The organism is Streptomyces sp. 1222.5, assembly GCF_900105245.1.
Taxonomy (GTDB): Bacteria; Actinomycetota; Actinomycetes; order Streptomycetales; family Streptomycetaceae; genus Streptomyces; species Streptomyces albidocamelliae.
In genome coordinates this window covers 2,269,915-2,289,007 of record NZ_FNSZ01000001.1, presented here as the reverse complement: position 1 = coordinate 2,289,007, position 19,093 = coordinate 2,269,915, and the positions used below count along the sequence as shown (strand labels likewise).

Annotated in this window: 19 protein-coding genes; 6 read left to right on the top strand and 13 right to left on the bottom strand. The window is 74.1% G+C overall.

Going from position 1 to position 19,093, the window contains the following annotated elements; translation table 11 throughout:
* Position 1: 1 nt before the first annotated feature.
* The 5 genes from BLW57_RS10305 to BLW57_RS10285 all read right to left on the bottom strand — a co-directional run bounded on the left by BLW57_RS10305 (position 2) and on the right by BLW57_RS10285 (position 5,845).
* Positions 2–1,666 carry an alpha/beta hydrolase gene (locus BLW57_RS10305; RefSeq protein ID WP_093473883.1) on the bottom strand — a complete coding sequence of 555 codons (1,665 nt, stop codon included), beginning with the start codon at positions 1,664–1,666 and terminating at the stop codon, positions 2–4.
* Between the two features lie 148 nt (positions 1,667–1,814).
* A complete protein-coding gene (locus BLW57_RS10300) occupies positions 1,815–2,594 on the bottom strand; it encodes a TIGR04222 domain-containing membrane protein (protein ID WP_093473882.1) in 780 nt (259 codons plus the stop codon).
* 99 nt (positions 2,595–2,693) lie between these two features.
* Positions 2,694–3,440, bottom strand: coding sequence for a DUF4142 domain-containing protein (locus BLW57_RS10295; protein WP_093473880.1), 747 nt, complete (start codon positions 3,438–3,440; stop codon positions 2,694–2,696).
* Between the two features lie 163 nt (positions 3,441–3,603).
* A complete protein-coding gene (locus tag BLW57_RS10290) occupies positions 3,604–4,986 on the bottom strand; it encodes an MbnB/TglH/ChrH family RiPP precursor modification enzyme (RefSeq protein ID WP_093473879.1) in 1,383 nt (460 codons plus the stop codon).
* 142 nt (positions 4,987–5,128) lie between these two features.
* A complete protein-coding gene (locus tag BLW57_RS10285; RefSeq protein WP_093473877.1) occupies positions 5,129–5,845 on the bottom strand; it encodes an aminoacyl-tRNA hydrolase in 717 nt (238 codons plus the stop codon).
* A 147-nt stretch (positions 5,846–5,992) separates the two neighbouring features.
* Between BLW57_RS10285 and BLW57_RS10280 the strand changes: the two genes are divergently transcribed.
* Positions 5,993–6,433, top strand: coding sequence for a DUF6086 family protein (locus BLW57_RS10280; RefSeq protein WP_093473876.1), 441 nt, complete (start codon positions 5,993–5,995; stop codon positions 6,431–6,433).
* A 27-nt stretch (positions 6,434–6,460) separates the two neighbouring features.
* On the opposite strand, the gene BLW57_RS10275 is transcribed toward BLW57_RS10280, so the two are convergent.
* From BLW57_RS10275 to zapE, 8 genes are all read right to left on the bottom strand, one after another.
* Entirely contained in the window at positions 6,461–6,643 is a 183-nt protein-coding gene (locus BLW57_RS10275; protein WP_093473874.1) for a hypothetical protein, read from the bottom strand.
* An 18-nt stretch (positions 6,644–6,661) separates the two neighbouring features.
* Positions 6,662–7,510: a polysaccharide deacetylase family protein gene (locus BLW57_RS10270; protein ID WP_093473873.1), complete on the bottom strand. Its 849-nt coding sequence runs from the start codon at positions 7,508–7,510 to the stop codon at positions 6,662–6,664.
* Between the two features lie 93 nt (positions 7,511–7,603).
* Positions 7,604–9,130 carry an FAD-dependent oxidoreductase gene (locus BLW57_RS10265; RefSeq protein ID WP_176985533.1) on the bottom strand — a complete coding sequence of 509 codons (1,527 nt, stop codon included), beginning with the start codon at positions 9,128–9,130 and terminating at the stop codon, positions 7,604–7,606.
* A 28-nt stretch (positions 9,131–9,158) separates the two neighbouring features.
* Positions 9,159–10,172, bottom strand: coding sequence for a slipin family protein (locus BLW57_RS10260; RefSeq protein ID WP_256339456.1), 1,014 nt, complete (start codon positions 10,170–10,172; stop codon positions 9,159–9,161).
* A gap of 171 nt (positions 10,173–10,343) precedes the next feature.
* A complete protein-coding gene (locus BLW57_RS10255) occupies positions 10,344–11,858 on the bottom strand; it encodes a SulP family inorganic anion transporter (protein WP_093473870.1) in 1,515 nt (504 codons plus the stop codon).
* Positions 11,859–11,866: 8 nt separating this feature from the next.
* The gene (locus BLW57_RS10250) at positions 11,867–12,445 is read right to left on the bottom strand and encodes a carbonic anhydrase (protein ID WP_093473868.1); all 579 of its coding nucleotides are present in this window, start codon (positions 12,443–12,445) and stop codon (positions 11,867–11,869) included.
* Between the two features lie 78 nt (positions 12,446–12,523).
* Entirely contained in the window at positions 12,524–12,919 is a 396-nt protein-coding gene (locus tag BLW57_RS10245) for a hypothetical protein (protein WP_093473867.1), read from the bottom strand.
* Between the two features lie 194 nt (positions 12,920–13,113).
* Positions 13,114–14,217 carry a cell division protein ZapE gene (gene zapE / locus BLW57_RS10240; RefSeq protein WP_093473865.1) on the bottom strand — a complete coding sequence of 368 codons (1,104 nt, stop codon included), beginning with the start codon at positions 14,215–14,217 and terminating at the stop codon, positions 13,114–13,116.
* A 37-nt stretch (positions 14,218–14,254) separates the two neighbouring features.
* Between zapE and BLW57_RS10235 the strand changes: the two genes are divergently transcribed.
* The 5 genes from BLW57_RS10235 to BLW57_RS10215 all read left to right on the top strand — a co-directional run bounded on the left by BLW57_RS10235 (position 14,255) and on the right by BLW57_RS10215 (position 19,001).
* Complete coding sequence (locus BLW57_RS10235) at positions 14,255–15,121, top strand: pyrimidine reductase family protein (RefSeq protein WP_093473864.1); 867 nt, start codon at positions 14,255–14,257, stop codon at positions 15,119–15,121.
* A gap of 150 nt (positions 15,122–15,271) precedes the next feature.
* The gene (locus BLW57_RS10230; protein ID WP_093473862.1) at positions 15,272–15,745 is read left to right on the top strand and encodes an indole-3-glycerol phosphate synthase; all 474 of its coding nucleotides are present in this window, start codon (positions 15,272–15,274) and stop codon (positions 15,743–15,745) included.
* Between the two features lie 98 nt (positions 15,746–15,843).
* Complete coding sequence (gene murC, locus BLW57_RS10225; protein ID WP_093473860.1) at positions 15,844–17,235, top strand: UDP-N-acetylmuramate--L-alanine ligase; 1,392 nt, start codon at positions 15,844–15,846, stop codon at positions 17,233–17,235.
* Between the two features lie 14 nt (positions 17,236–17,249).
* Positions 17,250–17,657: a peptide-methionine (R)-S-oxide reductase MsrB gene (gene msrB, locus BLW57_RS10220; protein ID WP_093480637.1), complete on the top strand. Its 408-nt coding sequence runs from the start codon at positions 17,250–17,252 to the stop codon at positions 17,655–17,657.
* A gap of 72 nt (positions 17,658–17,729) precedes the next feature.
* On the top strand, positions 17,730–19,001 hold the full coding sequence (locus BLW57_RS10215) for a PP2C family protein-serine/threonine phosphatase (RefSeq protein ID WP_256339455.1): 1,272 nt from the start codon (positions 17,730–17,732) through the stop codon (positions 18,999–19,001).
* The last annotated feature ends 92 nt before the right edge of the window (positions 19,002–19,093 follow it).

Here is a 19,093-nt window from a genome sequence, read left to right as displayed (position 1 = left end):
GTCAGCGCCGGCCGCTGCTGCCCTTGACGCCGCCGCGCCGGACCTCCGCGGCGGTCCGTCCGCCGGAGGCGTCCGGCTTCGGTTCCTGGCGCGGCGCGCAGGACGCGTGCCGCGCCGGGAGGCGCCCCTCCAGCAGGTAGGCGTCGAAGTAGGCGTTGACGCAGCGGTTCGGGCCGCCGGCGACGCCGTGCGTGCCCGCGTCCCGCTCGGTCACCAGCACCGAGCCGGCCAGCCGCCGCTGCATCTCCACGGAACCCGAGTAGGGCGCGGCCGCGTCCCGTTCGGCCGCCAGGATCAGCACCGGCGGCAGCTCACCCGGGCCGGTGCGCACGTCCATCGGCTGCCGGCGGGTCGTCTGCCAGTAGGCGCACGGCAGGTTCAGCCAGGCGTTGTCCCAGGTCTCGAAGGGCGCGACCCGGGCGAGCCGGGTGTTGTCGCGGTCCCACACCGTGAAGTCCGTCGGCCAGGGCGCGTCGTTGCACTCCACGGCCGTGTACACCGCGCTGCTGTTCTCCGCCTCCGCGGCCGTCTCCGCCATCGGGGCCGCCAGCCGGACCAGAGGCTGCGGATCGCCGTGCAGATACGCCGACAGGGCCGCGGCCCGGCTCGGCCAGAAGTCGTCGTAGTACCCGGCCGCCAGGAAGGCGTTCTGCAGCTGGCCCGGACCGACCTTGCCGCCCGCCGCCTTCCCGGCCAGCCGCTGCCGCGCGGTGTCGTAGCTGCGCTGCACCTTCGCGGGCGTGTTCCCGAGCCGGTAGGCGTCGTCGTGGCGGGCGATCCACTCGCGGAAGTCCGTCCAGCGCTCCTCGAACGCGGCCGACTGGTCCAGGTTGCTGCGGTACCAGATCTTCGCCGGGTCCGGGTTGACCGCCGAGTCCAGCACCATCCGCCGCACGTGCGAGGGGAACATCGCCGCGTACAGCGCGCCGAAGTAGGTGCCGTACGACGCGCCCATGAACGTCAGCCGGTCCTCGCCCAGCGCGGCCCGCAGGACGTCCAGGTCACGGGCGTTGTTGAGGGAGGTGTAGTGGCGCAGCCCGCTGCCCGACCGCTGGGCGCACCCGCGCGCGTACGCCTTCGCCGCCGCGACGCGTTCGCGCTTGTACGCCTCCGACGGATGCGTCGGCGACGCGGTGGGTGCCTTGAAGTACCGCCGGGGATCCTCGCAGGACAGCGGCGCGGAACGGCCGACGCCGCGCGGCGCGTAGCCGACCAGGTCGTACGCGGCGGCGATCCGCTTCCACTCCGGGACCATGCCGATCAGCGGGAAGTACATGCTGGAGGCGCCGGGGCCGCCCGGGTTGTACACGAGGGCGCCCTGCCGGGGGACCTTCCGCTTGCTGTTGTGGGGGTCCTTCTGGGAGGCCCGCATCCGGCTGACGGTGAGTCTGATCTGCTTGCCGTCCGGGTGGGCGTAGTCCAGCGGGACGGTCACCGTGCCGCAGCGCAGGCCGCTGGGCGCCTCCGGCACGTCGGCGGCGGAGCACGCGCCGAAGTCGACACCGGCCGCCCGGGCGCGGGCCGCGGCCACGGCGGTGCCGCGCAGGTCGGCCGCGCCGGGGCCGTCGGGCGCCCCGGGAGCGGCGGGCGCGCCGCCCGCCGGGGCCGCGGCCAGCCCGGCCAGCAGCAAGGACCCGGCGGCCGAGTACAGGGCGGCAGCTCTCATCGTGTATCCCTCCGGTGCGCGGCGGCGATGGCACGGCTGCCACGGCCCGGCGACACCAGAAGGGATATTTCGGTCGGCCGTCGGTGAAGGCAAGCACCACCCGGCCGGTGTCGGCGTCAATGCCCCCTGTGCGCCCCCGAGGGTGCCCTCACTCCCGCCAGGGCTGGTCGCGATGGGCGAAGGCCGCGCGCAGTTCCGGCTCGCCGATCGCGCGGATGCCGCGCACGGCGACCGAGGTGAGGAACGACCGCTCGTCGCCGGCCGGACCGCGGGTGAGCGCGCCCAGGAGCCGCTGACCGGCCGGGGAGGCCCAGCGCGAGTACGGGTGCACCTCGAACCGGGCGATGGCGAGACAGCTCAGGGACAGCGTGAGGGGCAGGGCGAACCACAGGGCGACCAGGAGCCGGGGCGTCCCCGTCTGGACGGGCAGCGTCAGCGCGGCCGCGCCCAGCACGACGACGGTCAGGGCGGCGGCCCGCACCTGGCGCACGGCCGCGCCCACGCTCGTACCGGAGCCGTCGGGCACCGCGAGGCCCGCGCGGACCAGGCCGTCCGCGAGCCGGCGCACGGACTCGGCACCGGCCGCGCGAGCCCGCACCGGAGCGATCCGGGACTGGCCCTCCGGGCCTATCGCCCCTATGACGGACCGCTCCATCTCGTCACGGCCCCGCGGGTCGACCACCGTCGCCCAGCCCGTGTGCGCCAGCAGCAGCCGCCGCTGCCGGGCCATGGAGACCAGGGTGACGTCGGCGACCCGGGCCGGGCCGCCGGACAGGAAGGCCGCCTCGTACAGCGTCAGGGCGTGCGCCCCGTCCGGTGCGGTGCCGCCCGCGTCCGAGGCCGCCGCGCGGACCGCCGCCAGGCACAGCCGGGTGCACGCGAGGCCGGCGAACGCCCAGGCCAGAAGGAGAAGAAGGACCCAGAACATGACGTGTTTGTATGCCAGAGGACCGTGCGAACGCCATGCCCTGTTCAGCATTCGAACTCCGAGCGTTGCGGGTACGTGACGTTCCGTTTCCCGCGCAGGTCAGGGGCTGCTCGTCGGCGGCGGCGCGCTGGTGGCCGAGGGCGGGGGCGTCACCGGGACGGCGGCGCCCGGCGGGACGGCCGGGGGCGGGGGGACCGGGGTCGCGGAGGCCGCGAGATCCCGGGACAGCGCGGCGAAGTCGACGTACCCCGTCGCCTCCAGGATCTTGATGTGGTCGAGGACGGTGGCGTTGGCGTCGTCGGCGAGGTCCCGCACCAGGGAGTTCTGGGTGCCCGCCCGGACCTGGGCGACCAGCGAGAACACCCGGCCGTGCGCCAGGCGCAGGATGCCCGCGAATCGGCGGTCGAAGTCCTGCCCGCGCGCCGCGCCCAGGGTGGCCAGCCACTGCTTCTGCTGCTCGTTCGGCTCGTTGGGCAGCGGGACGCCGAGCTGCGTGGCGACGGTCCGCACGTGGGCGTCGAGGGAGCTGTGGCCGTCGACGAGGTGCGCTCCGGCGGTGCGGACGGCCGGGCTGGTCCCCTCGCGCTCCGCCAGTTCGCCGGCGGGCAGCTCCCACAGGCCGGCGAGCCGGACCTTGGTGATGAAGTCCCGGTCCTGCTCGGACAGCGGGCCGAACGGGGTGGTGACGGTCCGTGCGCTCAGCACGCCCGCGGAGGCCGCGTCCGGCCGGTCGGTGTACGACCAGAGCGGGAAGAGCAGCGCCGCGACCGTCGCCGCCAGGCCCGTGATGATGAGCCCGGTACCGCTGAATATGCCTCGGCCCTCGAGCGGGGGTCGCGGTCGCATGGCGCCTCCTGATACGGCACCGCACACCAGGGGTGCTTGAGGGTGGGTGGGTGCGGCTTGGCATATTACTGGGGCCGCGGACACGGCCCGCGCCCCCGGGGCGTCCCGGCACCCCGCCCGCGCCCTCGGACGAACCGGCCCCGCCCGGCCGCACCTCCCGGCCTCAGCCCCTCCGCAGCAGCGCCCGTGCCCGTGCCACCGGGCCGCGGGGGCGGGGGGCCGGGCCCGCCCGGTCCAGCCACCAGTTCCGCAGGTCCCGTTGGGCCGCCGCCTCGGCGGGCGGCGCGGTGCGCAGCAGGTGACCGGCGAAGTCCAGCGCGTCCCGCCGGTAGCCCTCGCTCATCGGCCGCGTCCGGGCGTACTCCAGGAACGCCGGCCGGTATCCCGCGCCCAGGATCTCCGGAAGCTCGGGGGCCACCTTCGCCACCACGCCGGCCCGCTTCGCCGCGAGCGCCCGCGCCTGCACCCCCATCCGCACCCGGTCGAACCCCTCCGGCACCGGCGTCCCGGCGACCAGCGCGGACAGTACGGCGGCCTGCGCGACCCCCAGCCGTTCCCTGGTCGCCTCCCGGGTGCCCACTCCCGCCGCCGTCCGCGTGAGGACCGCGACACCCCCGCCCGCCGAGCCGCCCGCCGAATCGCCCGGAGAGCCGGTCGGAGAGCCGGCTGGAGAGCCGGCCGGGGGGCCGGCCGCGGGAGCCGTGCCGTCGGCCGCCCGTGCGCGCCCCTCGCGGACCGCGCCCCGGATCGCGGTCAACTCCCGCTCCAGTTCCGCCGGTTCCGGGAAGTTCTCGTCGCGTTCCAGCAGGACGCCCGGCGGGGCGATCCGGGAGGCGAGGTCGGTCAGCAGATCGAGGACCGGGGCCGGCACCGGGTGCGCGTGGCTGTCGTGCCAGACGCCGTCCCGCTCGAAACCGCCCGCGACATGGACGTAGGCGATCGCCTCCAGCGGCAGCGCGGCCAGCGCCTGCGCCGGGTCCTCGCCCCGGTTGACGTGATTGGTGTGCAGGTTGGCCACGTCGATGAGCAGCCGTACCCCGGTCCGCTCGACCAGTTCGGACAGGAACTGCCCCTCGGTCAGTTCCTCACCCGGCCAGGAGAACAGCGCGGCGATGTTCTCCACGGCGAGCGGCACCGGCAGCGCGTCCTGCGCGATGCGCACGTTCTCGCACAGCACGTCCAGGGCGTCCCGGGTACGCGGCACGGGCAGCAGATGGCCCGCTTCGAGACGCGGGGACGCGGTGAGCGCACCGCCCGCCCGGACGAACGCGATGTGCTCGGTGACCAGGGGGGCGCCGAGCGCCTCCGCCCGCTCGGCCAGCGCCGTCAGCCGCCCCTCGTCGGGGCGGTCCGCGCCGCCGAGGCCGAGGGAGACGCCGTGCGGGATCACCGTCACGCCCCGCTCGCGCAGCCGCCGCAGCGACTCGGGGAGGTGGCCCGGGCAGAGGTTCTCCGCCACCGCCTCCACCCAGTCGATGCCCGGCATGCGTTCCACGGCGTCCGCGATCTCCGGCCGCCAGCCGATCCCCGTGCCCAGTCGCCGCATGGCGCCTCCCCCTCCTCCAGGCGCGGTGCTCGTGCGCCGAGTGACGGGGGTATGGCCCCGGCGGGCGGCCCCGAACCCCGTCGCCGGCGTGTTCAGAGCAACATTTGAGGTTCCGGCGCGGAGGGTCCCCGCCCGGTTCGCCTCAGCGGTGGAGCGCCGGGTGGTCGGCGACGACCGTGCAGGAGCCCGGTGCGATCTCCGTGAAACCGGCGTCCCGGACCAGGGGCAGCCCGCCACCGGTCAGCCGGGCCCAGTCGGCGGGTTCGGCGGTGCGGACGGAGAGCGGGAAGCCGGCGTCCCGCCAGGCGGCGCGCTCGGCGTCGGACAGCGCCCACCACGCCAGCTGGGCGCCGTGCCCGGCCTGGGCCATCGTCTTGCCGGCCGACATCCGCAGCTCCGGGTTGAGCCACAGCACGGGCCGGCCCGGGTCCGCCGCGGCGGGCGGTTCCGGGTCGTCCAGCTCCGTGCCCGACACCTGGAGCTTGGCCAGCTCCTTGGGCCAGCCGTCCAGCGGGACCGGCGGGAAGACCCGGACCTCCGCGGACTTGCCGGTCACCGTGATCCCCGGCAGCGCCTCGGCGCGCCGCCACTCGGCACCGCGGGCCCGCCGGACGACCTTGCGGATCCGGGCGTCCTCCCAGTTCCGGACGGCCTCGGCCCACTCGCCGTCGCCGTGCGCCCGTGCGTCGCCGAGCAGCTGGAGCACGGCACGGGCGGCCGTCTCCAGAGCGTCGGTACGGGCGGGCGGCGCGCCGCGCTCGATCCGCACGACGAGAGGCAGAACGAACTGCGGTGCCTCGTCGCGGGGAGTGCGCTCGGCCTGGAAGGGACTGTCACCGGAGGTGGGAACGTGGCTCACGACAGCCCACCCTACGAAGCCGCCGACCCGCCGATCAACGCGCGTTCCGCGTGGAGGGGATTCCGGCGCCCCGCACCGGACCGGCCGACTACTCTGCTCTCTTGATCAACTTTTGATCCACTCCGGATCGACGGGCGGGGGACCGGGATGAGTCAGTACTTCGACATCGGTGACGAGACGCTGTGGAACCCCTCCGACGGGGCCGCGCGGCTCTTCCTGCGCCAGGTGGCGGTCTTCGAGGCGGAGCTGGGGCTGCCGTCGGGCCTCGGGCCGATGGAGAACGACGAGTGCCAGGTCGACCCCGTCGTCCTCGGCGTCTTCACCCACACCCTCCTCGCCCGGCACCGCCGCACCGGACACTCCGTGCTGCTGGCCCTGTCCGAGGGGTTCGTCGCCACCGTGCTGGTCCTCGCCGGGCGCGCCGGCGTCCCCGTGGACTGGGCAGGGCTCGAAGCCGTCCCGGACGGCCCGCTGCCGGACGTCCAGGTCTCGGCCCGTACCGGGATGTCCGGACCGGCCGAGGGCGGAGCGTGGGCGGCGGACCTGCGGGCGCGGGCGGCGGAGCTGAGCCGGGGCATGCCCCGCTGACGCGCCGCGGCTGCGCCCGGCAGCCGGTCACCCCGAGCAGGCGGTGCGCTGCGCCTCCTGCCACTCGCACACCGGGCAGAGCGTGATGCCCTTGTACGACTCCGGGTACTCCGTCGGCTCCCGGCACAGCACGCACTGCGCGTACGGCGGCCCGTCGGCCCTCGGCGGCTTCGTGGCGTCGGCGATCGTGCAGTAGTCCTCGTCGCTCATGCTCCCAGCGTAGGACGCTCAGCGGTGTCCGCCGCTCTCGCCGATCAGCTCGGAGACCTTGACGAAGCGGTAGCCGCGCTTGCGCAGTTCCGGCACCACGGACCGGACGACCCGCTCGGTCGTCGGGGCGGCGCTGCGGGTGCAGTGCATGACGACCACCGAGCCCGGCTTCACCCCGTCCAGGACCTGCCGGACCACCGCGTCGGCGTCCGTGGCGAACGCGTCACCGCTCACCACGTCCCATTGCACCGCGGTCACCCCGAGCCCGCTCAGCGCGCGCAGGGCCTGCTGGTCGTAGCAGCCGCCCGGGAAGCGGAAGTACGGCATCGGCTTCGGCACGCCCGCCTTGCGGAGGGAGGTGTAGGCCCGCTCGACGTCCGACCGCATCCGGTCCGCGCCGACGGTCGGCAGGCCGTAGCAGTCGTCGGTGAACGCGTAGTGGCTGTAGGAGTGGTTGGCGACCTCGAACTGCGCCTCGTGGCCGAGGCTGCGGGCCTCGGCCGGGTACTGGTCGGCCCAGCGGCCCGTCATGAAGACGGTCGCCGGCACCTTCAGCGCACGCAGGGCGGCGATGAGGCCCGGGTTGTCGAAGTGCTCGCCGGAGGCCGCGCGGCGACCCTCGTCGGCGGTCATGTCGGCGTCGAAGGTCAGTGCGACGGTCTTGCCCAGGGTGCGCGGACCGTGCTCGAAGACCGGGGTCAGACCGCCCGGACCCGGGGCGAGCAGCGGCGGGCGGGCCGGGGACGGGGAGGAGGACACGGGCGACTTGGCCGGGTGCGCGGTACCCGCGGGGCCCGCGGTGCCGCAGGCGGTGAGAGCCGCGCCCAGGGCGCAGACGGCGGTGAGACGGCGTGCAAGTGGGATCACCGTACGAACGTAGGACTGAATGCACGTTTGTATGGTGATATGTCCCGTGGCGCGGCGGCACGGTCACCCGCGCGGCGGGCCGTCGGTCACCGGTCAGCCGAGATCGTGCTGCTCCAGCGGCTTGACCGCCGGTCCCTGGAGCACCGAGCCGTCCACGTCGAAGCGGGAGCCGTGACAGGGGCACTCCCAGGCGCGCTCGGCCCGGTTGAAGGCGACCAGGCAGCCCAGATGGGTGCAGCGGGCCGACACGGCGTGCAGATCGCCCTCCTCGTCGCGGTGCACGGCGAGCCGCTCGCCGCCGGCCCGGACCAGCGCGCCGTCCCCGGGGGCCAGATCGTCCACGGACGCCGCCGGCTTCAGGCGGTCGCCGACGAAGTGCCGGGCCACCTCCGCCTGCGTCTTCAGCAGCGACGGCGCCTCGCGCACCACGGACTTCAGCCGACGCGGGTCGTACAGCTCGCGCCAGGCGCTGTCACGGCCGGTGATCAGCGCGGTCAGCAGCAGCCCGGCCATGATGCCGCCGCTCAGGCCCCAGCCGCCGAAGCCCGTGGCCACGTAGGTGTGGCGGGCGCCCGGGTGGAAGGGGCCGACCAGCGGCACGGTGTCGGTCGACTCGTTGTCCTGGGTGGCCCAGGCGTGGTCGAGCCTCACGCCGGGGAAGTGCACCTCGGCCCAGCCGGCGAGCCGGTCGAAGCCCGCCTGCGGATCGCCGGTGCCCGGGGTGAAGTGCTCGCCCGTGACGACGAGCAGCCGCTGACCGTCCGCGCCGTACGGCGCGGTGCGCACCGAGCGGGTGTTCTCCTCGGGGGTGATGTACATGCCCGCCGGGTCCAGGCCGTCGCCCAGCGGGCCCGCGACGACGAGTTCCCTGCGCGGCGACAGCCGGGCGAACAGCAGAGCCCGGTCGAACACCGGATAGTGCGTGGCGATCACGACGTCCCGGGCGGTCACCGTGTGACCCGCCTCCGTCGTCAGACGGCAGGGCTCCCCGCCCTCCTGCAGTCCGACGACCCGCGTCTCCTCGTACACCTGCCCGCCGCGCGCGACGAGGTCGGCGGTGAGCGCCCGCAGGTACTTGACCGGATGGAACTGGGCCTGCTCGGCGACCCGGACCGCGCCCGCCACCGGGAACGGCAGCCCCGTCCTGGTCACGAACGTGGCCGGCAGCCCCGCCTCCCGCGCGGCCTCCGCCTCGGCCCGCACCTCCTCGGCGCGCTCCCGGTCCCGCACGTAGGTGTAGGCGTCCCGCACCTCCCACTCGCATTCGATCCCCAGCTCGGCCACCAGCATCGCCGCGTGCTCGATCGCCTCGGACTGCGAACGGGCGTACAGCCGCGCCCCCTCGGGCCCGCGCGTGCGGCGCAGCCGGTCGTAGACGAGCGTGTGCTGCGCGGTCAGCTTGGCGGTGGTGAACCCGGTGACGCCGCCGGCGACCCGGCCGGCCTCCAGGACCGCCACCCGCAGGCCGGCACGGGTCAGTTCGTGGGCGGTGCTGATGCCGGCCATGCCCGCGCCGACCACCGCCACGTCGACGTCGACGTCCCCGGCCAGCGAGGGACGGGACGGCCCGGGGGCGGTCGTCAGCCAGTACGAGTCGGTGACCCTGCGCTGCTCGTGCATGCCCGCCGGGTACCCCACCGGTCACCGCTCACGTCTGCTTCGGCAGCCGTTCCCGTGGCCCCTGCGCGGAGCCTGCCCCTCCGCCGCCGTTGGGGGCGGGCTGCTCCGCGAGCCCCTCCGGCAGGCTGTCCGGGAGCGCGGCGATGCCCGGCCGGGCCGGGTCGCCGTTGGGGGCGGGCTGCTCGGGGACGTCCTCCGCCAGGTCCTCGGGGAGCGTCTCAGGGAGGGCGGCGGCCTCCGGCGGCGGCTGCCGCCGCTCCCCGCCGGTGCCCGGTGTGCCCTGCTGCCCGCCCCGCTCCAGGAAGTGCAGCAGTTCCACGGGGATGGGCAGCACCAGCGTGGAGTTCTTCTCGGCCGCGACCGCCATCACCGTCTGGAGCAGCCGCAGCTGGAGCGCCGTCGGCGTGCCGGACATCTGCTGGGCGGCCTCCGCGAGCTTCTTGGAGGCCTGGAGTTCGGCGTCGGCGTTGATGATCCGGGCCCGGCGTTCCCGGTCGGCCTCGGCCTGCCGGGCCATCGACCGCTTCATCGTGTCCGGCAGGGAGACGTCCTTGATCTCCACCCGGTCCACCTGGATGCCCCAGCCCACGGCCGGGCTGTCGATCATCAGCTCCAGGCCCTGGTTGAGCTTCTCCCGGTTGGAGAGCAGGTCGTCGAGGTCGCTCTTGCCGATGATCGAGCGCAGTGAGGTCTGGGCCATCTGCGACACGGCGAACTTGTAGTCCTCGACCTTCACCAGCGCGCTCGTCGGGTCCATCACCCGGAAGTAGACGACCGCGTCCACGCGGACGGTGACGTTGTCCCGGGTGATGCCCTCCTGGGCGGGGATCGGCAGCGTCACGATCTGCATGTTGATCTTGTGCAGCCGGTCGACGAAGGGGATGACCAGCGTCAGGCCCGGGTCCCGTACGTCACCCGCGACCCGGCCGAGCCGGAACAGGACGCCGCGTTCGTACTGCTTGACCACCCGTGCGGCCATCGCGAGATAGACGGTTCCGACGGCGCCCGCGGCGGCGATGGCGCCCAGCACTTCCTGGAGCATGATGACCTCCTCGTTCAGAGGTCTGTTCTGTCCGCTCCTGCAACGATATGCCCGGGGTCGGGGTGGAAGCCATGGGCCCGCGCCGGCGGCGGACACCGGGTGCCCGCCACCGGCCGTGTCGCGCGGCCGCCCGGAGGCGAGCCGCGCGACAGGCGCGTGGACGGGCCGGGGTCAGGCCGTTCTCGCCTTCGCCGGCTCGTGTCCGCGCGCCGCCGGGATCGTGACCTGCACCGGCTCGGTCCCCGCCGCGCTGTGCCGCTCGGCCCAGTTCTCCAGGGCGGTGCGACAGGCGTGGTCCAGGTGGTGGAGGCCGGAGAGGTCGAGGCGGACCGGGCGGTCCTGGGGCAGCGACTCCAGGCTGTCCAGGATCTTCGGCAGCCTCAGGAACGTGGCGTTGCCCGAGAGGTGGGCCTCGACCGGCCCCGCGCCCTTGTCCGCGACCTCCAGGCGGATGTGCGAGGCCTCCCACGCCGTCTTGACCACGGCCAGTGCCAGGCCGATCAGCACGCCCTCGAACATGCTGACCGCCACGATGGACACGGCGGTGACGGACAGGATCAGCGCCTCGCCCCGGTTCTCCCGCCACAGCGCGGCCAGCGTCCGCACCGGCACCAGCTTGGCGCCGGAGTGGATCAGGATGCCGGCGAGGGCCGGGATCGGGATGTACGCGAGCACGCCGGGCAGCAGCGCGGCGAACAGCAGCAGCCACACGCCGTGCATCACCCGGGAGGCCTTCGTACGGGCGCCCGCCTGGACGTTGGCCGCGCTGCGCACGATCACCGCGGTCATCGGCAGCGCGCCCAGCAGCCCGCACACCGTGTTGCCGGTGCCCTGGGCGATGAGTTCCCGGTCGTACCGGGTGCGCGGACCGGAGTGCAGCCGGTCCACGGCCGCCGCGCTGAACAGCGACTCGGCGGACGCGATCAGGGTGAAGGCGATGATCGTGCCGAGGACGCCGACGCCGGCCAGTTCGCCGAAGGCGCTCACCGGCGGCGGCTGGATCGAGCCCAGCAGCCCCTTCACCTCGACCGTGGCCACCCGCAGGTTCAGCAGGTACGCGGCCAGGGTGGCGAGACCGACCGCGGCCAGCGGACCCGGCAGCGCGCGCACCCTCGCCGGGGCGAGCTTCCACAGCACGAGCACCGCGACCGTGCCCGCGCACACCGCGAGGGAGGCGAGTGCCCTTCCGTCGCCGAGGGCGTCCAGGAACGCGCGGGGCAGCCCGGCGATCTTGCCCAGACCGGAGTCGGGCGCCTTCGCCGCCAGCGCCGGGAACAGCTGTCCGGCGATGAGCACCAGACCGATTCCGGCCAGCATGCCCTCCACGACGGAGACCGAGATGGCGCGGAACCAGCGGCCGAGTCCCAGGGCGCCCATGGCCACCTGGAGCAGGCCGGCGGCGAGCACGATCACGCCGAGCACGGGCAGGTTGAACTCCTTGACCGCCTCGAAGACGAGCACGGTCATGCCGGCCGCCGGCCCCGACACCTGGAGGCTGCTGCCGCGCATCAGCCCGGTGACGATGCCGCCCACGATGCCGGTGACGAGGCCCAGTTCGGCCGGGACACCGGAGGCCACGGCCACCCCGACGCAGAGCGGCAGGGCGACCAGGAAGACCACGAGGGACGCGGCGAAGTCGTGCCGGAGGTGAGGGAAACGGGAGGTGAGGCTGCGGTCACTGGTCATCGGCGCGCTCACAGGGACTCGAAGGTGTCGGTCTGCGGGCGGTGCGTCCGTACGGCGCCGGTGTGCACCTCGTAGTACCAGGCGTGCAGGCCGAGCACGCCCTGGGCCAGCCTCCGCTGGACGCAGGGGTACGAGCGCAGCCGCAGCAGCTGGGTCAGGACGTGGCTCTGGACGCCCTCGGCGACCTCCGGGTCCTCGGCCGCGCCGGCCGGGCGCGGGGTGGCGTGCGCGAGCCAGTCGCGCACGGCGGGTACGGCGGTGAGGTCGTCGCCGCGCACCAGTGCGCCGACCGCGCCGCAGTGCGAGTGACCGCAGACGACGATGTCGCGGACGCCGAGCACCTCGACGGCGTATTCGATGGTGGCGGCCTCGCTCGTGGGGTGCCGCGAGGCATGGGGCGGGACGATGTTGCCCGCGGTGCGCAGCTCGAACAGCTCGCCGGGGCGGGCGCCCGTGATCAGGGCCGGCACGACCCGGGAGTCGGAGCAGGTGATGAAGAGGACCTGAGGGGACTGGCCTTCGGCGAGCTCGGCGAACTCCTCAGGGCGCTGTCCGAAGGTACGGGCGTTGTCGATGAGGGGCTGCATGCGTGTGGGTTCCTCCTGGCGCGCCGCACCGGCGCGTCGGACGTGCACGACGGTTGTGGGGGGAGAGCGGCACGAACCTCAGCAGCGGAAGACCTGGAGCGCTGCCGGGGTGTGCGCTCTGGAGGTGCCGGGGAGGGCGTGCCGCGGGGCGCCGGAGGTGTCCGACGGGTCCGCCTCGGCCGCCCGGCCGGGTATCAGCGGGTGTTCCTGGGCCCAGCCGGAGGCCGAGCCGCGCTGCCGGTCACGGACGTGCGGAAGGCCCACGGGTCCACCGGGGCGGCCCGGATCGCGGAACGTGTCCGCCCCGTCGCGCACCGGTATCGCGGGGGAGGGGTTTCCGGGCTCGGTCATGGCCAGTGGCTGACCGGCCGTGTGCGCGGCTGCGAAGGTTCCCGCGGGGGCGACGAGGTGAAGCGCGAACAGTGCCACGGCGAGGAGGGCGAACAGAGCCCGGGCCGTCGGACCTCGGAACATGCGCCCCCCTTCGCCACATCCGCATCTCTTGTGCGCACCAAGCACTGGTCAATGATTGGTCAAGAAACACGTTAACCCTGCAAAGTCCTTTGCAGGGTCAACTGCGCGTCACACGCGCAAGACAGCGTGAAAAATGCGGGTCGCGTGGCGTGAAGCCGCCCTTGACCCGTGCGGGCTTGATCGACTAAGGGCTCCTAGGAGCCGACGAGTCCCTTCGCGTCGCGGGCCAGCGCCGTGAGCCGGGATATCGCGCGGAAGTACTTCTTGCGGTAGCCGCCGTTCAGCATCTCCTCGCTGAACAGTTTGTCGAACGGCATCCCGGAGGCCAGTACCGGGACCTCGCGGTCGTAGAGCCGGTCCGCGAGGACCACCAGCCGCAGCGCCGTCGACTGGTCCGGCACCGGCCGCACACCGGTGAGGCACACCGCCCGCAGTCCGTCGGTCAGCGCGCCGTACCGGCTCGGGTGCACCTTGGCCAGGTGGTCCAGCAGGTGCGGGAAGTCGTCCAGCGAGGCGCCCTCGGTGGCGTACGCCGCCTTGGTCACGGCCTCGTCGCCGAACGGCGCCGGCGCCTCGGGCAGACCGCGGTGGCGGTAGTCCTCGCCGTCGATGCGCAGGGCGCGGAAGTGGGCCGAGAGGCCCTGGATCTCGCGCAGGAAGTCGGCGGCGGCGAACCGGCCCTCGCCCAGCTTGCCCGGCAGGGTGTTGGAGGTGGCGGCGAGCGCCACGCCCGCGTCGACCAGCTTGCCGAGCAGTGTGGACACCAGGACCGTGTCGCCCGGGTCGTCCAGCTCGAACTCGTCGATGCACAGCAGGCGGTGGCCGCTGAGCGTCGCCACGGTCTGCTGGAAGCCGAGCGCGCCGACCAGGTTGGTCAGCTCCACGAAGGTGCCGAACGCCTTGAGCGCGGGCTCGGCGGGAGTGGCGTGCCACAGCGAGGCGAGCAGATGGGTCTTGCCGACGCCGTAGCCGCCGTCCAGGTACACCCCGCGCGGTCCGGCCGGGGTCTTCGGCGCCCTGGACCTGCCGAACCCGAAGAAGCCGCGCCTGCCGGCGCCGGAGGCGTGCGCCCCGCCGAGCCCGGCGGCGAAGCCCTCCAGGACCCGTACGGCCTCGGTCTGGCTGGGCTGGTTCGGGTCCGGGATGTAGGTGGAGAAGCGCACCGAGTCGAAACGCGGCGGCGGCACCATCTCGGCGACCAGCCGGTCCGCGGGCACGTGCGGCTCGCGGGCGCACAGGGAGAGGGGGCCCGCGTCGGTCACGGGGCTGGATCCGGGGGCGGGGGTGGAGGACGACACGGTTACCCATGCTAAGCGCCGTGCCACACTGCACGACATGCGACGCCTGTTCCCTGTGACCGACGAAACAGCAGCCCAGGACTTCGGCGGGGCCGTGGCAGGGGGAAGGGGGGCCTCCGGGACCGGTGCCGCCGGCGGGCCGGGCGGGCCTGCCGGGGCCGACGCCCTGGTGAACCGTGAGTGGACCCTCGCCGAGCTGGCCGCCGCCTACGCCTACCCCACGCCGGAGCCCGGCGCCCCGCGGCCGTGGCTGCGGGCCAACATGGTCTCCTCGCTCGACGGCGCCGCCCAGCACGAGGGGCACTCGCAGCCCATCTCCAGCGCCGCCGACATGCGGATCTTCGGCACACTGCGGGCGCTCGCCGACGTCGTCGTGGTCGGCGCCGAAACGGTACGGCAGGAGGGGTACCGCCCCGCCAGGGCGCGGGCCGAGTTCGCCGGCGCGCGTACGGCCGCGGGGCAGGGCCCGGCCCCGGCCATCGCGGTCGTCACCGCGAGCCTGGAGCTGGACTTCTCCCTCCCGCTGTTCACCGCGCCGCTCGTCCCCACCCTCGTCCTGACCGGAGCCGCCGCGGCCCCCGAACGGGTCGCCGCCGCCGAGAGGGCGGGCGCCCGGGTGGTGGTGGCCGGCGAGGGCATGGGCGTCGAGCCCGCCCGCGCGGTGCGCGCCCTCGCCGAGCTCGGCCACACCCGGCTGCTCACCGAGGGCGGCCCCCGGCTGCTCGGCCAGCTGATCGCCGCGGAGGTGCTGGACGAGCTGTGCCTCACGGTCTCGCCGACGCTGACCGCCGGGGACGCGCAGCGCATCGCGGGGGGTCCCTCGGTCGCCGTTCCGCGCCGGTTCGGTCTCCTGTCCCTCCTGGAGGAGGACGGATTCCTCTTCGGTCGTTACCGTCGGTCCTGAAATGGGCCGTTGGTCCGGAAATAGGTGGAATATACCGTTCCGGTCAGCTTCCGGAGGGCAGACTTAGTCCGGCAGTACCCGTGCGATCACGGGGAAGGATGGTTTCCGCAGGGGCCCTGTCCCGGGCCCACGGAGGAGAAGAGGCGTTGGGTGTTCACAAGCGTTCTGATGATCGAGAAGGCCCTGACGTCCGCCGACGTGGAGTTCGTCACCACCTTGCACGGAGACGAGCAGGTGGCGTTCCACGTGCTGCTCCAGCCGCGCGGCGACCAGGCGGACCGCCTGCTGCGGGCCATCGACGACATCGCGCTCGGTGAACTCGACGATGCCGTGCGCGAGGGCGGGACGCCGGAGGGCGACGAGGCCCGGAGCGTGGGGCAGCAGGCCCTCGACGTGTCGTTGCAGGCGCTGCGCTCCGCGGGCAGCCGGGCCGAGGGGCGGCTCGTCGAGGACCATCCGCTGGACGCGCTGAAGTCGCTGGTCGGCGAGGTGGGGGCGGACGAGGTGATCGTGCTGACCGACCCCCACTACGTGGAGGAGTTCTTCCACCGGGACTGGGCCTCCCGGGCCCGGCACAAGGTGGGCGTTCCGGTGCTCAAGCTGTTCTCGCACAGCAAGGCGTAGCCGCACCGCGGGCCGCCCCCGGGCCCTTGCGGGGCGGGCGGTGCCCGAGCGCATAGGCTAGGCCCGCTCTCGTACGTACCGTCTCTGGGGAGAAACGCATGGCACCCGGCCTTCCTACCGCCATGGACCGACCGCACTTCATCGGCATCGGCGGCGCCGGAATGTCGGGGATCGCCAAGATCCTCGCCCAGCGCGGGGCGCAGGTCGCCGGCAGCGACGCCAGGGACTCGGCGACCGCCGAGGCGCTGCGCGCGCTCGGCGCCACCGTGCACATCGGGCACGCCGCCGCGCACCTCGCCGACGACGCGAGCTGTGTCGTGGTGTCCTCCGCCATCCGCGAGGACAACCCGGAACTGGCCCGCGCCGCCGAGCTGGGCATCCCGGTGGTGCACCGCTCCGACGCGCTCGCCGCGCTGATGGAGGGGCTGCGCCCGATCGCGGTGGCCGGCACCCACGGCAAGACCACCACCACCTCCATGCTGGCGGTCTCCCTCACCGCGCTGGGCCGTAAGCCGTCGTACGCCATCGGCGGCGACCTGGACGCGCCCGGTTCCAACGCGCTGCACGGCGAGGGCGACATCTTCGTCGCCGAGGCCGACGAATCGGACCGCAGCTTCCACAAGTACGCGCCCGAGGTCGCCATCGTCCTCAACGTCGAGCTGGACCACCACGCCAACTACGCCTCGATGGACGAGATCTACGAATCCTTCGAGACGTTCGTCGACCGCGTCACCGAGGGCGGCACCCTGGTCGTCTCCGCGGACCAGGAGGGCGCCCGCGAGCTCACCCGGCGCGTCGCCGGCCGTGCGGTGCGGGTGGTGACGTACGGCGAGGCGCAGGACGCCGACGTCCGGGTCCTGTCCGTGGTGCCCCAGGGCCTCAGGAGCGAGGTGACGGTCCTCCTGGACGGGCGCGAGCTCACCTTCACGGTCTCCGTGCCCGGCCGCCACTACGCCCTCAACGCCGTCGCCGCGCTCGCCGCCGGTGCCGCGCTCGGCGTCCCGGCCGCGGAACTCGCGCCCGCGCTCGCCGCGTACACCGGGGTCAAGCGGCGCCTGCAGCTCAAGGGCGAGGCGGCGGGCGTCCAGGTGATCGACTCCTACGCCCACCACCCGACCGAGATGACCGCCGACCTGGAGGCCATGCGCGCCGCCGCCGGCGACGCCCGCATCCTCGTCGTCTTCCAGCCGCACCTCTTCTCCCGCACCCAGGAGCTGGGCAAGGAGATGGGACAGTCGCTGACGCTCGCGGACGCCTCCGTCGTGCTCGACATCTACCCGGCCCGTGAGGACCCGGTCCCCGGGGTGACCAGCGAGCTCATCATCGAGGCCGCGCGCGCCGCGGGCGCCGACGTGACGGCCGTGCACGACAAGGCGGAGATCCCCGCGGTGGTCGCGGGAATGGCGAAGCCCGGTGATCTCGTTCTCACCATGGGCGCGGGCGACGTGACCGACCTGGGCCCGAAAATCCTGGACCGCCTGTCGCAGTGAAGGGGCTGAGGCTCATGTCGTACGACGTCGAGAAGCCGGACGAGGAGTGGCGCGCGGAGCTGACTCCGGCGGAGTACGCCGTGCTGCGCCAGGCCGGCACCGAGCCGGCGTTCACCGGTGAGTACACGGACACCAAGTCCAAGGGTGTCTACTCCTGTCGCGCCTGTGGCGCCGAGCTCTTCACCTCGGACACCAAGTTCGAGTCGCACTGCGGCTGGCCGTCGTTCTTCGACCCGAAGGACACCGACGCGGTGGAGCTGATCGAGGACCGGTCCCACGGCATGGTCCGCACCGAGGTGCGGTGCTCCCGGTGCGGCTCGCACCTCGGGCACGTCTTCGCCGGCGAGGGGTACCCCACCCCCACCGACCAGCGGTACTGCATCAATTCGATCTCCCTGCGGCTGGAGCCGGCCGAGGGCTGACCGGGCCCGGTGGCACCGGCCGCGGCTGGTGCCCCGCCCGCTCCGGTTTGAGATTCTGTGAGGGTGTTGGGTGTGGCGCGCTGGATCCAGTCCCGCCGCAGGCCCGTGCCCCTCGGTGCCGGCCGTCGTGAGGACGGCGGCATCTCGGCGGCCACGGAGCCCGCAGCGCCGATCGGCGCGCTGCGGGACGCCCTCGCCGGGCTCGGCACGACCCTGGACGAGGCCACCACCTGCGCCGAGCTGGCCCGGGCCGTCGTGGGGCTGGCCGGCGGAGCCGCCGCCGTGCTGCGCCGCACCGGCGACGCCCCCGCCGGCTACGAAGCCGTGGCCGGCGACGCCCGGCTGCTGCCGGACGCCCGCCGGGTCACCGCCGCGGTGCGGGGGACGGGCCCACCCGCGGTGGACGCGAACCCCGCCGCATGGCTGGAGCCATCGGTCGGCGGCCGCTCGGGCGGCGCCCTCTGTACGCCCCTGACCAGCGGCGACGACATGTACGGCGTGCTGGTGTGGGCGCGGGAGGCGGGGCCGCCGAGCGAGGCCGAGGCCGAGCAGCTGGCCCTGCTCGCCGAGCGCGGTGCCTCCCACATCCGGCACGCCCGCGCCTACGAGGACGTCAGCCGCACCGCCGGCGACCTGCAGCGCGCCCTGCTGGCCAGCCCGGGCCGGCCGCATCCGAACCTGGACGTCGCCATCCGCTACCTCCCCGTCGGCGGCAGCGCGCTGGTCGGCGGCGACTGGTGCGAGACCGTACGACTGCACTTCGGCCGCACCCTGCTGGTGGTCGGCGATGTGATGGGCCACGGTCTGGAGGCCGCCGTCGACATGAGCGCCTACCGCTCCTCCCTGCGCTACATCGCCGCCTCCGACCTGCCCCCGCACCGCGTGCTGCGGCAGATGGACGACATCGCCTCCGGGGAGGCGGACCGCAGGCCCGCCACCTGTCTGCTCGCCCGCGTCGATCCGGGACGCGGCCAGATGACGCTGGCCAGCGCCGGTCATCTGCCGCCCGTGCTGATCACCCGGGACGGCGGGGCGACGCAGCTGCCCGTCCCCGTCGGACCACCGCTGGGCACCGGACTCGGCGGATACGAGTCGGCCACGCACGCACTGGCCCCGGGCGAGACCCTGGTGCTGTTCACCGACGGGCTGGTGGAGCGCCGCGGCGAGGACATCGACCACTCCCTCGCCCGGCTGTCCGCCCTCCGCTTCCCCGTCGGCAAGGGGGTCGACGACGTTCTGGAGACGATCGTCGACCGGCTGGACGCCGGCCATGCCGAGGACGACGTGGCGGTGCTCGCGGCCCGTCCGCACCCGCGCGCTCAGGACACTCCGCAGGAGGTCTGAACCGGCCGCCACATGATCTACGAGGCGCCGAAACACTCGCGGTCTAGACTCTCCCCGCAACGGCCTGCGCATGACGACCGTTGCCGAGACCG